Below are 12,279 nucleotides of genomic sequence, written 5' to 3'. Positions count from 1 at the left end.
GAGGTGCGGCGAGCGCGACGCGACGCACAATAAGCTCGGTTTCCTGAACCCGATCACTCATTCAGGAGACATCCGCACCATGGACACCACCCAACTCTTCTCGCTGAAGGGCCGCACCGCGCTCATCACCGGCGGCTCGCGCGGCATCGGCCGCATGATCGCCGAGGGCTTCCTCGCGCAGGGCGCGCGCGTCTACATCTCGGCGCGCAAGGCCGCGGCCTGCGACCAGACGGCGAAGGAGCTTTCGGCATTCGGGCACTGCGTGTCGCTGCCGGCCGACGTGTCGACGCTCGAGGGTGCGCAGGCGCTGGTCGATGCCTATGCGAAGCACGAAGGCTCGCTGGACATCCTGGTGAACAACGCCGGCGCTGCCTGGGGCGCGCCATACGAGGAGTTCCCCGAAAGCGGCTGGGACAAGGTGGTCGACCTGAATCTGAAGACGCCGTTCTTCCTGACCAAGGCCCTCACCCCGATGCTCAAGAAGGCCGCGACGGACCACCTGGCGAAGGTGATCAACATCGCCTCGATCGACGGGATTTCGATCAATCCGCAGGAGACGTACTCCTATGCGGCCAGCAAGGCGGGCTTGATCCAGCTGACTCGCCGGATGGCGCTGCGGCTGGCGCAGGACCGCATCGTGGTCAGCGCGATTGCGCCTGGGGCGTTTGCTTCGGACATGAACAAGGTGGCTCGTGACCACGGGGATGAGATCAAGGGGCGGATTCCTGCGGGGCGGATCGGGGTGCCGGAGGACATGGCGGGGGCTGCGATCTACCTGGCTTCCAGGGCTGGGGACTATGTGATGGGGTCTACGTTGGTGGTGGATGGGGGGGTTACTCACGCTCGGTGAGTTGGTTGTTGTTGTTGCTGGCTGCTTGCTTCCCGGGGCCGGGACTCGCCCCGGCGGGCGACCTACTTTCTTTTGCTTCGCCAAAAGAAAGTAGGCAAAGAAAAGGCGACCCCACTGTCTGCGACCCCTTCGCTGCGCTACGGGGCAACCTGCGGTGCTCGCGTTTCGCGGGGTCTCGCCCAAACTCGCTTCGCTCAGACAAGGGCGAGCCCTGATCCGCGAAACGCTGCGCTCCTCGGCGCAGCCAGAGGGGAAGGGAGACGGTCGGGCCATCGCTGCGCTCGGCCTCCAAGGCACTGCAGGCGCTGCGCGCCTACAGTGCTTGGAATGAATTGAGAGGTCGCCGCGGGTCTTTTCGAGGGGCGCTTGCTGGTGGTACGCAGCGGTGCCGGGAGCCGAGAGTCTTCTTGTGCACCTCGAGCGCATCAGCATCTCACCGAAGACAACGATCCTGAACGCAGGCTCGAAATCAATCCGCGGCCCAAATCCCTGGCCGAGCAAAGCGAAGGCCAGCCCAGGCTGCTCAAGAAGCCGAGCGAAGCGATGGCGCGGGTCGCTCCCTTCTGGCTGCGCCGAGGAGCGCAGACGTAGGAGGGACAAGGGCCGCAGCTGTCTGAGCGCAACGCAGTGGAGCGAGTTCTGCGGACCCCCTCCTACGTCGAGCACCGCAGGTTGCCCGTAGCGAAGCGAAGGGACGCAGACAGCAGGGTCGCCTTTCTTTTGCCTACGTTTCTTTGGCGAAGCAAAGAAAAGTAGGTCGGCCGCCGGGCCGAGACCCGGCCTCGGGAAGCAAACACTCAAAAGCTTCTCGTCAAGGCAAAAGCCTGCCGGGGCCCCCCGAGAGGCAACCACCCCACAGCGTCTAATCAAGCCAAACGCTAGCGCAATGAGTTAGCAAAAGGCCAAGACCCGACCTCGGCAGAAGAAGCCAGCCCAACAGCCGATTGCTACCATCAAGGCCAGTCCCCAAGTCAGGCCCCAAAAGCAATGCCCTCCTTCCCCTTCTCAGCAGTCCTCTTCGACTGCGACGGCGTCCTCGTCGACTCCGAACCCATCACCAACCGCGTCCTCGCCGAAATGCTCGGCGAGCTGGGCTGGCAAATCACCACCGAAGAATCGATGAACACCTTCACGGGCAAGGCCGTGAAGGACGAAGCCGCACTGATCGAGCGGAAGACCGGCTTCAGGATCACCGACGATTGGCTCAAGACCTTCCGCGCCCGGCGCAACGAGGCCCTGGAGCGCGACCTCGTCGCGATTCCGCGCGCCCCCGAAGCCATCCGCGAGATCCACGCCAGGCTCGACGGCCGGATCGCCTGCGCCTCGGGCGCCGACCGCCACAAGGTGGAACTGCAGCTCGCCAAGGTCGGGCTGCTGGAGTACTTCGAAGGGCGCATCTTCAGCGGCCACGAGATGCCGCGCTCCAAGCCGCACCCCGACGTGTACCTCGCGGCGGCCAAGGCGCTGGAGGTGGAGCCCGGGCGCTGCGCCATCGTCGAGGACACGGTCACCGGGGCGATGGCCGGGGTGGCGGCGGGTGCGACGGTGTTCGGCTACAGCACGGGCGAATCGGGCCACAGCGGACCGGGGCCGCTGCTAAGCGTGGGGGCGGTGAGGGTGTTCAGCGACATGTCCGAACTGCCTGCGCTGCTTTCTGGGTACGGACTGCAGGCCGCCTGAGTTTCTGTTGGAATGCAGGGAGACTGGCCAGCTCCCGAACACACGAGACGGAAGGCCGGCCCGCAGGAAGCAAGGAACCAAGCACCCATGACCTCCGAATACAAAACCGAGCAGCCCGACCGCAGCGAGATCGACGCGCTCACCGGCCCCGCCGTGGTCGAGTTCGGCACCAACTGGTGCGGCATCTGCAAGGCGGCCCAGCCGAACATCACCGAAGCGTTCGCCAAATACCCGAACGTGCGCCGCATCAAGGTGGAGGACGGCAGCGGCCGGCCGCTGGGCCGCTCGTTCAACGTGCGGCTGTGGCCCACGCTGGTGTTCATGCGCGACGGCAGGGAGGTCGCGAAGCTGGTCCGTCCGGAAGACAGCAAGTCGATCGCCGATGCGCTGGCGCTGATCGATCAACCGGCCTGAAGCTTCACGCGGTACATCCGCGCGGCGCGGCAGCAGTCTCATGAACACCGAACTGCATCGGCTCGCGAAGACGGCCGATCTCGACGCGCAGGCGCACACGCAACTGCGGCTGCGCTTCGGCCATGCATGCGCACAGCGCGTGCGGCACCTGCTGGAGTCGCCCGAGGCCGTGGAAGGGCTGGACGTGCTGGGCGCATTCCTCGAGGGCAAGGCCGATTCCGCCGTCCTGGCATCGGCCGAACAGCGGATGGCCTTGGTGGCCGGCAGCCATCCGGGTTCCCGCTCCATCGACGGAACGGCGCACGCAGCGGTCTCCGCGACCTATGCCGTTTACCAGGCCGTCGCCGGCCGCGCGCTGCAGGCCGCCGAATACGCGGCCTATGCGACCGTCTACGCATACGGCGCCTACGCCATCACCGATCCCGACGCCTTCGCCGAGGAGTTCGCGTGGCAGGTCTCGACGCTCGATCGGCTCCTGCGCGAAGAGCAACCCCTGTCGATGCGAGCCGGCTGAAATCGCACCAGTCATCGACCGAGAAAATCTGCGCTAAATCCGCAGAAGAAACCAAGACCGTCTTTCGGTTTTTCCTTTCGCGTCCTTCGCGAAACCTTCGCGCCCTCTGCGTACGGCTGTCCGATCCCGGCCCCGACGCAGCTCCCTACTTGTCCCGCAGCCTGAAGTCCCGCGGCGCCTGCCCCGTCCACTGCTGGAAGGCACGCGAGAAGCTCTTCTCGTTGCGGAAGCCCACTGCCAGCGCCACCTGCTTGATCGGCCGCGTGGTGCGGCGCAACTGCTCGATGGCCATCTCGTGGCGCACTTCGTTCTTCAGCGCCTGCAGCGAGGTGCCTTCCTCGTGCAGCTGGCGGTGGAGCGTGCGGCCCGACACGTTGAGCAGCGCGGCCAGCGCCTCCGCAGTGGTGGCTTCGCCAGCGCGCGAGCGCAGCAGCTCGCGCACGCGCTGGCCCAGCAGGCGGTCGCGGCGGTATTGCAGGATGGTGAGCGGCAGCGCGCGCTTGAGCATGGTGCGCAGCGCGCGTTCGTCGCGCTGCAGCGGCAGGGCGAGGTAGCGCTCGTCGAAGGCGATGCCGGCCTGCGGCGCGCCGAAGCGCACGTCGGGCGTGAACATCAGCGGATAGGCGTCGCTGTGCGGCGGCGCAGCGAACGGAAAGCTCGCGTGGCGCAGCGAGATGCGCGAATCGATGGCCCAGCACATGTAGCCGTGCACGAAGCGCAGGATGGTCACCAGGCAGAACTCGCGGAAGGCGAGATCGAGTGCGCGGTGCTCCGCGATGCGAAGCGTGGCCAGGCCGCCGGCCACGTCGAGCGACAGGCCGATGTCGTCGGTCAGGAGCCGGTGGTGGCGGCACCAGCGCTTGAGGGCCACGCCCAGATTGGGCGAGCTCAGCGAGGCGCGGCACAGCATGCCGTAGCTGCCCCAGGGCAGACGCCGCGTGAACCAGCCGAGCGTCTCGTCGTCGAGCTCCTGCATGGCGTGGCTCGACAGCGCCTCGAATTGCGCGGCAGTGACCCGTGCGCCCGGCCGGGTCAGTTCGCGCGGCGTGATCTGTGCCGCCTTCAGGGCCTCGGTGGGGTCCTTGCCGTACCCCTCGTAGGCCTGCACGATGGCTCTCACGAACGCCATCGGCGTGACGGCGCGGGTGGGGCGGAGGAACGACGGATGGGACATGACTTGGCGGGCGGCTCGTGGCGCAATTTGCAACCATTGTGGCGCCAATTGAGGCACGGCGAAGCGTAAGCTGCGGTCTTTCAAGCAAGCGCCATTCCGCGCGGGTAGCTCTGCGCGCCGACCTCAGAGGAGACAAGACCCATGCACGATCCCGGACTGAACTTCGACCTGGGCGAGACCATCGACTCGCTGCGCAGCGCGATCCAGGACTTCGCCGCCAACGAGATCGCACCCCGCGCCGCCGACATCGACCGCGAGAACCTGTTCCCGCACGACCTCTGGAAGAAGCTCGGCGACCTCGGCCTGCACGGCATGACGGTGAAGGAGGAGTACGGCGGCACCGAGCTGGGCTACCTGGCCCACATCGTGGCCATGGAGGAGGTCTCGCGCGCGTCGGCCTCGGTGGGCCTGTCGTACGGCGCGCACTCCAACCTGTGCGTGAACCAGATCCACCGCAACGGCAGCGAGGCGCAGAAGAAGAAGTACCTGCCCAAGCTGGTGAGCGGCGAGCACGTGGGCGCGCTGGCCATGAGCGAGCCCAACGCCGGCTCCGACGTGGTGAGCATGAAACTCAAGGCCGAGAAGAAGAACGGCTACTACGTGCTCAACGGCGGCAAGATGTGGATCACCAACGGCGGCGATGCCGATACGCTGGTGATCTACGCCAAGACCGAGCCCGAGATGGGCGCACGCGGCATGACGGCCTTCATCGTCGAGAAGAGCTTCAAGGGCTTCTCGGCCGGCACCAAGCTCGACAAGCTGGGCATGCGCGGCTCCAACACCTTCCCGCTGTTCTTCGACAACTGCGAGGTGCCCGAAGAGAACGTGCTCGGCGGCGAAGGCATGGGCGCCAAGGTGCTGATGAGCGGCCTCGACTACGAGCGCGCCGTTCTCTCGGGCGGCCCGCTGGGCATTATGGCCGCATGCATGGACGCGGTGATCCCCTACATCCACGAGCGCAAGCAGTTCGGCCAGAGCATCGGCGAATTCCAGCTGATGCAGGGCAAGATCGCCGACATGTACTCGACCTGGCAGGCCACGCGCGCCTACGTCTACGCCGTGGGCAAGGCCTGCGACCGCAACGACCATGCGCGCACCTTCCGCAAGGACGCGGCCGGCGCCATCCTCTACTCGGCCGAGAAGGCGACGTGGATGGCCGGCGAGGCGATCCAGGCGCTGGGCGGCGTGGGCTACACCAAGGAGTTTCCGGTCGAGCGGCTGTGGCGCGACGCGAAGCTGTACGAGATCGGCGCGGGCACGAGCGAGATCCGGCGCATGCTGATCGGCCGCGAGCTTTTCGCAGAGACGGCCTAGGATGTTTTTCTCCCTCCGCCTCTGGGGGAGGGCTGGGGTGAGGGCAAGCAGCGTCGAATGAGGCATTGCGCTGAACCAGCGCCGCCTGCCCCCATCCCCACCTTCCCCCGGAGGGGGAAGGTGCCAGACAAGGAGACAAGGAAGGAAATGAGCATGACCGCTGCATTGACCGAGAGCTACGGCAAGGGCGCCACCGACGTCCCCCTCATCGAACAGACCATCGGCGACTTCTTCGACGACATGGTCGCGAAGCAGCCCGATCGAGAGGCGCTCGTCAGCCGCCATGAAGGCAGGCGCTACACCTACCGCGAACTGCAGGCCGAGTCGAACCGCCTCGCCAGCGCGCTGCTGAAGCTGGGCCTCGTGCCCGGCGACCGCGTCGGCATCTGGTCGCACAACAACGTGCCATGGGTGCTGATGCAGATCGCCACCGCGAAGGCCGGCCTGATCCTCGTCAACATCAACCCGGCCTACCGCACCTCCGAGCTCGAATACGCGCTCAACAAGGTCGGCTGCAAGGCGCTGGTGACGATGGCGCAGTTCAAGACCAGCGACTACCTCGGCATGCTGCGCGAGCTGGGCCCAACGCGCCTTCCGCAGCTGGCCCACACCTTCTGGATCGATGCGAAGCCGGGCGAGGGCGAGGAGCAGCCCGGCATGCAGCGGTTCTCGCAGCTGCTCGCGAGCGGCGACGCCGGCGACCCGCGCGTCGCGCAGGTGCAGAAGACGCTGAAGGCTACCGATCCGATCAACATCCAGTTCACCAGCGGCACCACCGGCTTCCCGAAGGGCGCGACGCTCACCCACCGCAACATCCTGAACAACGGCTTCTTCATCGGCGAGTGCATGAAGCTCTCGCCAGCCGACAGGCTGTGCATCCCGGTGCCGCTGTACCACTGCTTCGGCATGGTGCTGGGCAACCTGGCCTGCCTCACGCACGGCTCGGCCATCGTGTACCCGAACGACGGCTTCGACCCGCTGACGGTGCTGGAGACGGTGCAGGCCGAGAAGTGCACCGCGCTGCACGGCGTGCCGACGATGTTCATCGCCGAACTCGACCATCCGCGCTTCAAGGAGTTCGACCTCTCGACGCTGCGCACCGGCATCATGGCGGGCTCGCCGTGCCCCATCGAGGTGATGAAGCGCGTGGTCAGCGAGATGCACCTTGGCGAGATCACCATCGCCTACGGCATGACCGAGACCAGCCCCGTGAGCTGCCAGAGCAGCACCGACACGCCGCTGGACCGCCGCGTGTCGACCGTGGGCACGGTGCAGCCTCACCTGGAGGTGAAGATCGTCGACCCCGAGACCGGCGCGATCATGCCGCCGGGCAAGTCGGGCGAGCTGTGCACGCGCGGCTATTCGGTGATGCACGGCTACTGGGACGACGAGGCGAAGACCCGCGAGGCCATCGACGCCGAGCACTGGATGCACACCGGCGACCTCGCCACCATGGACGCAGAGGGCTACGTCAACATCGTCGGCCGCATCAAGGACATGGTGATCCGCGGCGGCGAGAACATCTACCCGCGCGAGATCGAGGAGTTCCTCTACCGCCATCCGAAGGTGCAGGACGTGCAGGTGGTCGGCCTGCCCGACCCCAGGTACGGCGAGGAGCTGTGCGCGTGGATCATCGTCAAGCCCGGCCAGAGCGCCACCGAAGACGACATCCGCGAGTTCTGCAAGGGCCAGATCGCACACTACAAGGTGCCGAAGTACATCCGCTTCGTCGCCGAGTTCCCGATGACCGTGACCGGCAAGATACAGAAGTTCAAGATCCGCGACGAGATGAAGGCGCAGCTGGGGCTGGACGAGGCTCGTACTGCATGAAGACGGATGCCGGACGCGCAGGGCTCGAAGGTTTCGCGAAAGACGCGAAAGGACAACCGGACCGTTCGACTGAATTCTTCGCGTCCTCTGCCTCCTGCCCCCGAATTTGATTCCAACATGACCCAACTCGAAACCAAACTCAACGCCCGCTCGGCGGACTTCCAGGCCAACGCCTCTGCCATGCGCGCACTGGTCGACGACCTGCGCGCACAGTTCGCGAAAGTGGAGCAGGGCGGCGGCGAGGCCGCGCGCGCCAAGCACACGGCACGCGGCAAGCTGCTGCCGCGCGACCGCGTGGCCGAGCTGCTCGACCCGGGCACGCCCTTCCTGGAGATCGCGCCGCTGGCCGCGCATGCGATGTACCTCGACGGCAAGGGCGTGGAGTCCGCGCCGGGCGCCGGCATCATCGCGGGCATCGGCCGCGTCAACGGCGTGGACTGCATGATCGTGTGCAACGACGCGACGGTGAAGGGCGGCACCTACTACCCGATGACGGTGAAGAAGCACCTGCGCGCGCAGGAGATCGCCGAGCAGAACCGCCTGCCGTGCATCTACCTCGTCGACTCGGGCGGCGCCAACCTGCCGAACCAGGACGAGGTGTTCCCCGACCGCGAGCACTTCGGCCGCATCTTCTACAACCAGGCCAACATGAGCGCCCAGGGCATCCCGCAGATCGCGGTGGTGATGGGCTCGTGCACGGCCGGCGGCGCCTACGTGCCGGCGATGAGCGACGAATCGATCATCGTGAAGAACCAGGGCACCATCTTCCTGGGCGGCCCGCCGCTGGTGAAGGCTGCCACAGGCGAAGTGGTGACGGCCGAGGACCTGGGCGGCGGCGACGTGCACACGCGCCTGTCGGGCGTGGCCGACCACCTCGCGCAGAACGACCTGCATGCGCTGGCGCTCGCGCGCGCGGCGGTGGCGAACCTCAACGCCAAGGCCGCACCAGCCCCGGCGAAGGCCGAGGTGCGCGAGCCCGCGTACCCGCGCGAGGAGCTCTATGGCGTGATCCCCACCGACACGCGCAAGCCCTTCGACGTGCGCGAGATCATCGCGCGCATCGTCGACGGCAGCGAGTTCCACGAGTTCAAGGCGCGCTTCGGCGCCACGCTGGTCTGCGGCTTCGCCGAGATCGAGGGCATGCCGGTGGGCATCGTCGCCAACAACGGCATCCTGTTCTCCGAATCGGCGCAGAAGGGCGCGCACTTCATCGAGCTGTGCTGCCAGCGCAGGATTCCGTTGGTGTTCCTGCAGAACATCACCGGCTTCATGGTGGGCCGCAAGTACGAGAACGAGGGCATCGCGCGCCACGGCGCCAAGATGGTGACCGCCGTGGCCACCGCCAACGTGCCCAAGTTCACCATCATCATCGGCGGCAGCTTCGGTGCCGGCAACTACGGCATGTGCGGCCGCGCGTACAGTCCGCGCTTCCTCTGGATGTGGCCCAACGCGCGCATCAGCGTGATGGGCGGCGAGCAGGCCGCGAGCGTGCTCGCCACCGTGAAGCGCGACGGCATCGAGGGCAAGGGCGGCAGCTGGAGCAAGGAAGAGGAAGAAGCCTTCAAGGCGCCGATCCGCCAGCAGTACGAAGACCAGGGCCACCCCTACTACGCCACTGCGCGGCTTTGGGACGACGGCATCATCGATCCGGCCGACACGCGCCGCGTGCTGGCGCTGGGCCTGGCCGCTTCGCGCAACGCGCCGGTGCCGGAGCCGAAGTTCGGCATTTTCCGGATGTGAGGCGATGACGCTCGCGCCCATGATCGGCTCAAGGATTCGGCGGATGGCGGCCCTGCTCGGGCTTGCCGCTGCCGCGCTGGCATGCACGCAGGCGCTGGGCGCGGCTGCGCTGCTGGAATCGATGGTGATGGTGCCGAAGAAGTCCGGCCTGTTCACGACCGAGCTGGAGACCACGATCTACCGGCCCGATGGCGCCGGGCCGTTTCCGATCGCCGTGATCAACCACGGCAAGGCTGGGGGCGATCCGCGCTTCCAGGGCCGCTACAGGCCGCTGGGTGCGGTCCGCTTCTTCCTGGCTCGAGGCTACGCCGTGGTGGTGTCGATGCGGCAGGGCTTCTCCAAATCTTCCGGCAGCTACATCGGCGGCGGCTGCAACGTGGAGAGCAATGGCCGCGAGCAGGCCGGTGACGTTGCTGCCGTTCTCGACTACGTGACGGCGCAACCCTGGGCCGACAAGACGCGCATCGTGGTGGCAGGCCAGTCGCACGGCGGCTGGACCACGCTGGCCTTCGGCACGCTGGACTATCCGGGCGTGAAGGGGCTGATCGACTTCGCCGGTGGGCTCAAGCAGGAGCAATGCGTCGGCTGGCAGCAGGGCCTGATCGGCGCGGCCGGCAGCTACGGCAAGCAGACCGGCGTGCCTTCGCTCTGGTTCTACGGCGACAACGACAGCTACTTCCCGCCCTTCGCATGGAAGGGCATGCACGAGAGCTACACGGCTGCGGGCGGCAAGGCGAGGCTGATCGCCTTCGGCACCTTCGGAGGCGACTCGCATTCGATGTTCGGTGCTGCTGACGGCGCACGCATCTGGCAGCCTGAGGTCGCCAGGTTCCTGCGCGAGATCGGCCTGCCCGACGAACCGCGCGCGGAGTTCGCGCGCTACGAAGCGGAACCGCCGATGCCGGCCAGCGGCTATGCGGCGCTCGATGCGATGGAACGCCTGCCGGACCAGAGCGCAGCCGCGCTCGATGGCTACCGCGTCTTCCTGGGCAAGTCGTCTCCCCGCGCCTTCGCCGCCAGCGCGCAGGGCGGCTGGGGCTCCGCCTGGGGCGGAGAGGATCCGCGCGGCCGCGCCATGGAAAGCTGCGCGCGCAAGGCGCGGTCCGGCGGATGCCAGCTCTATGCCGTCGACGGCAACGTCGTCTGGAAATCGACACCATGAACGAATACACCAAACTCCAACTGAACTTCGAAGGCGCCATCGCCCGCATCTGGCTCGACCAGCCCGATGCGCGCAACGCCTTCGACGACGTCGTCATCGCCGAACTCACGCGTGCCTTCACCGAAGCCGGTGCCGCGCCGCAGGTCAAGGCCGTCGTGCTGGGCGCGAACGGCCCGGCCTTCTGCGCGGGCGCGAACCTCAACTGGATGCGCCGCATGGCCGACTACACGCGCGACGAGAACATCGCCGACGCGGGCAAGCTGGCCGCGATGCTGCGCACCATCGCCGAGTGCCCCAAGCCGACGATCGCGCGCGTGCAGGGCGATGTGTATGCGGGCGGCATGGGCCTCGTTGCCGCATGCGACATGGCGGTGAGCGTCGATACCGCCTGGTACTGCCTGAGCGAAGTGAAGATCGGCCTCGTGCCCGCGACCATCAGCCCGTACGTGCTGCGCGCGATGGGCACGCGCGCCTCGCAGCGCTACTTCCTCACGGCCGAGCGCTTCACCGCGGCGGAGGCGCATCGGATCGGCTTCGTGCACGAAGTGGCGAGCGCGGACGCGCTCGATGCGAAGCTCGACGAGCTCGTGAAAGCACTGACCGGTGCGAGCCCTGCCGCGGTGCGCGCCTGCAAGCAGCTGATCGCCGACGTGGCCGGCCGCGAGATCGACGATGCGCTGATCGCGAAGACGGTCGAGGGCATCGCCGACATCCGCGCGAGCGACGAAGGCCGCGAAGGCGTGCAGGCCTTCCTGCAGAAGCGCAAGCCCTCGTGGCTCGAAGCGAACAAGTCCTGAAGACCCATCCTCCGGAGGTCGCGCCATGAACACCAGCCTCGACATGCCGCAGCTGCTCGCACTGGCCGCCGCCATCGGCTGGGCCAGCGGCGTGCGGCTCTACCTGGTCGTGCTGCTGACGGGCCTGGCCGGCTACTTCGGCTGGGTGCCGCTGCCGGGCGGGCTGCAGCTGCTGGCGCATCCGGTAGTGATCGCAGCCAGCGGCTTCATGGTCTTTATCGAATTCTTCGCCGACAAGATCCCCGGCCTCGATTCGCTGTGGGACGTCGTGCACACGGCGATCCGCATCCCGGCGGGCGCGGCGCTCGCGGCCAGCGTGTTCGGTGTGGACCACGGCGTGATGGCGATCGTCGCGGCGCTGCTGGGCGGCAGCTTCGCGGCCACGGCGCATGCGGCCAAGGCCACGACGCGCGCGGCCATCAACACTTCGCCCGAGCCGTTCTCGAACGTCGGCGCCTCTCTGGCGGAAGACACGATGGTGCCCGCGGGGCTGTGGCTCGCGGTGGCGCATCCCTTCGTCTTCCTCGTGCTGTTCGTGCTGGTGCTTGTGGCGAGCGTGTGGCTCATCCGCAAGAGCTGGCGCTTCCTCAAGGCGCTGTTCGCCCGCGTGGCCCGCATCTTCAGCGGCCGGCCCGATCCGGGCGTGGTGCCCGCGTTTCAACTGAAAAAGAATCCTCCGGGAGACACTCCGAATGTTTAAGAAGATCCTCATTGCGAACCGTGGCGACCAGCCGCGAAGCGGCGCAGCGGCGCAGCCAGATTGCCTGGCACGCGCAGCGTGCGCAGGCGATTCCACCGCGAAAG

At 67.1% G+C, this 12,279-nt stretch carries 11 protein-coding genes; 10 read left to right on the top strand and 1 reads right to left on the bottom strand.

Annotated elements, in window-relative coordinates; translation table 11 throughout:
* The first annotated feature begins 79 nt into the window (after positions 1-79).
* The 4 genes from ACTJLF_RS06225 to ACTJLF_RS06210 all read left to right on the top strand — a co-directional run bounded on the left by ACTJLF_RS06225 (position 80) and on the right by ACTJLF_RS06210 (position 3,458).
* Complete coding sequence (locus tag ACTJLF_RS06225) at positions 80-850, top strand: SDR family oxidoreductase (RefSeq protein WP_019658515.1); 771 nt, start codon at positions 80-82, stop codon at positions 848-850.
* 987 nt (positions 851-1,837) lie between these two features.
* Positions 1,838-2,530 carry an HAD family hydrolase gene (locus tag ACTJLF_RS06220; RefSeq protein ID WP_440882693.1) on the top strand — a complete coding sequence of 231 codons (693 nt, stop codon included), beginning with the start codon at positions 1,838-1,840 and terminating at the stop codon, positions 2,528-2,530.
* A gap of 87 nt (positions 2,531-2,617) precedes the next feature.
* On the top strand, positions 2,618-2,944 hold the full coding sequence (locus ACTJLF_RS06215; RefSeq protein ID WP_354411726.1) for a thioredoxin family protein: 327 nt from the start codon (positions 2,618-2,620) through the stop codon (positions 2,942-2,944).
* A 40-nt stretch (positions 2,945-2,984) separates the two neighbouring features.
* Positions 2,985-3,458, top strand: coding sequence for a hypothetical protein (locus ACTJLF_RS06210; RefSeq protein WP_440882692.1), 474 nt, complete (start codon positions 2,985-2,987; stop codon positions 3,456-3,458).
* A gap of 145 nt (positions 3,459-3,603) precedes the next feature.
* On the opposite strand, the gene ACTJLF_RS06205 is transcribed toward ACTJLF_RS06210, so the two are convergent.
* Entirely contained in the window at positions 3,604-4,632 is a 1,029-nt protein-coding gene (locus ACTJLF_RS06205) for an AraC family transcriptional regulator (RefSeq protein ID WP_440882691.1), read from the bottom strand.
* 141 nt (positions 4,633-4,773) lie between these two features.
* Between ACTJLF_RS06205 and ACTJLF_RS06200 the strand changes: the two genes are divergently transcribed.
* From ACTJLF_RS06200 to ACTJLF_RS06175, 6 genes are all read left to right on the top strand, one after another.
* On the top strand, positions 4,774-5,946 hold the full coding sequence (locus ACTJLF_RS06200) for an isovaleryl-CoA dehydrogenase (RefSeq protein ID WP_354411733.1): 1,173 nt from the start codon (positions 4,774-4,776) through the stop codon (positions 5,944-5,946).
* 147 nt (positions 5,947-6,093) lie between these two features.
* A complete protein-coding gene (locus ACTJLF_RS06195; protein WP_440882690.1) occupies positions 6,094-7,776 on the top strand; it encodes an AMP-binding protein in 1,683 nt (560 codons plus the stop codon).
* A gap of 117 nt (positions 7,777-7,893) precedes the next feature.
* A complete protein-coding gene (locus tag ACTJLF_RS06190) occupies positions 7,894-9,516 on the top strand; it encodes a carboxyl transferase domain-containing protein (protein ID WP_019656409.1) in 1,623 nt (540 codons plus the stop codon).
* A 43-nt stretch (positions 9,517-9,559) separates the two neighbouring features.
* Entirely contained in the window at positions 9,560-10,678 is a 1,119-nt protein-coding gene (locus tag ACTJLF_RS06185) for a dienelactone hydrolase family protein (RefSeq protein WP_440882689.1), read from the top strand.
* Entirely contained in the window at positions 10,675-11,475 is an 801-nt protein-coding gene (locus tag ACTJLF_RS06180) for an enoyl-CoA hydratase/isomerase family protein (RefSeq protein ID WP_440882688.1), read from the top strand. Before ACTJLF_RS06185 ends, ACTJLF_RS06180 begins: the two co-directional genes overlap by 4 nt.
* Positions 11,476-11,500: 25 nt before the next feature.
* Positions 11,501-12,175: a DUF4126 domain-containing protein gene (locus ACTJLF_RS06175; RefSeq protein WP_019656406.1), complete on the top strand. Its 675-nt coding sequence runs from the start codon at positions 11,501-11,503 to the stop codon at positions 12,173-12,175.
* Positions 12,176-12,279: the final 104 nt, after the last annotated feature.

Source organism: Variovorax sp. 22077, from assembly GCF_052044195.1.
Classification (GTDB): Bacteria; Pseudomonadota; Gammaproteobacteria; order Burkholderiales; family Burkholderiaceae_C; genus Variovorax; species Variovorax atrisoli.
The sequence above is the reverse complement of the archived record's forward strand: the minus strand, read 5'-3'. Positions and strand labels throughout refer to the sequence as shown.

Excerpts from the sequence above, each read along its gene's own strand:
- ACTJLF_RS06225 (WP_019658515.1), top strand. The coding sequence starts at position 80 with ATGGACACCACCCAACTCTTCTCGCTGAAGGGCCGCACCGCGCTCATC.
- ACTJLF_RS06220 (WP_440882693.1), top strand. The coding sequence starts at position 1,838 with ATGCCCTCCTTCCCCTTCTCAGCAGTCCTCTTCGACTGCGACGGCGTC.
- ACTJLF_RS06215 (WP_354411726.1), top strand. The coding sequence starts at position 2,618 with ATGACCTCCGAATACAAAACCGAGCAGCCCGACCGCAGCGAGATCGAC.
- ACTJLF_RS06210 (WP_440882692.1), top strand. The coding sequence starts at position 2,985 with ATGAACACCGAACTGCATCGGCTCGCGAAGACGGCCGATCTCGACGCG.
- ACTJLF_RS06205 (WP_440882691.1), bottom strand. The coding sequence starts at position 4,632 with ATGTCCCATCCGTCGTTCCTCCGCCCCACCCGCGCCGTCACGCCGATG.
- ACTJLF_RS06200 (WP_354411733.1), top strand. The coding sequence starts at position 4,774 with ATGCACGATCCCGGACTGAACTTCGACCTGGGCGAGACCATCGACTCG.
- ACTJLF_RS06195 (WP_440882690.1), top strand. The coding sequence starts at position 6,094 with ATGAGCATGACCGCTGCATTGACCGAGAGCTACGGCAAGGGCGCCACC.
- ACTJLF_RS06190 (WP_019656409.1), top strand. The coding sequence starts at position 7,894 with ATGACCCAACTCGAAACCAAACTCAACGCCCGCTCGGCGGACTTCCAG.
- ACTJLF_RS06185 (WP_440882689.1), top strand. The coding sequence starts at position 9,560 with ATGGCGGCCCTGCTCGGGCTTGCCGCTGCCGCGCTGGCATGCACGCAG.
- ACTJLF_RS06180 (WP_440882688.1), top strand. The coding sequence starts at position 10,675 with ATGAACGAATACACCAAACTCCAACTGAACTTCGAAGGCGCCATCGCC.
- ACTJLF_RS06175 (WP_019656406.1), top strand. The coding sequence starts at position 11,501 with ATGAACACCAGCCTCGACATGCCGCAGCTGCTCGCACTGGCCGCCGCC.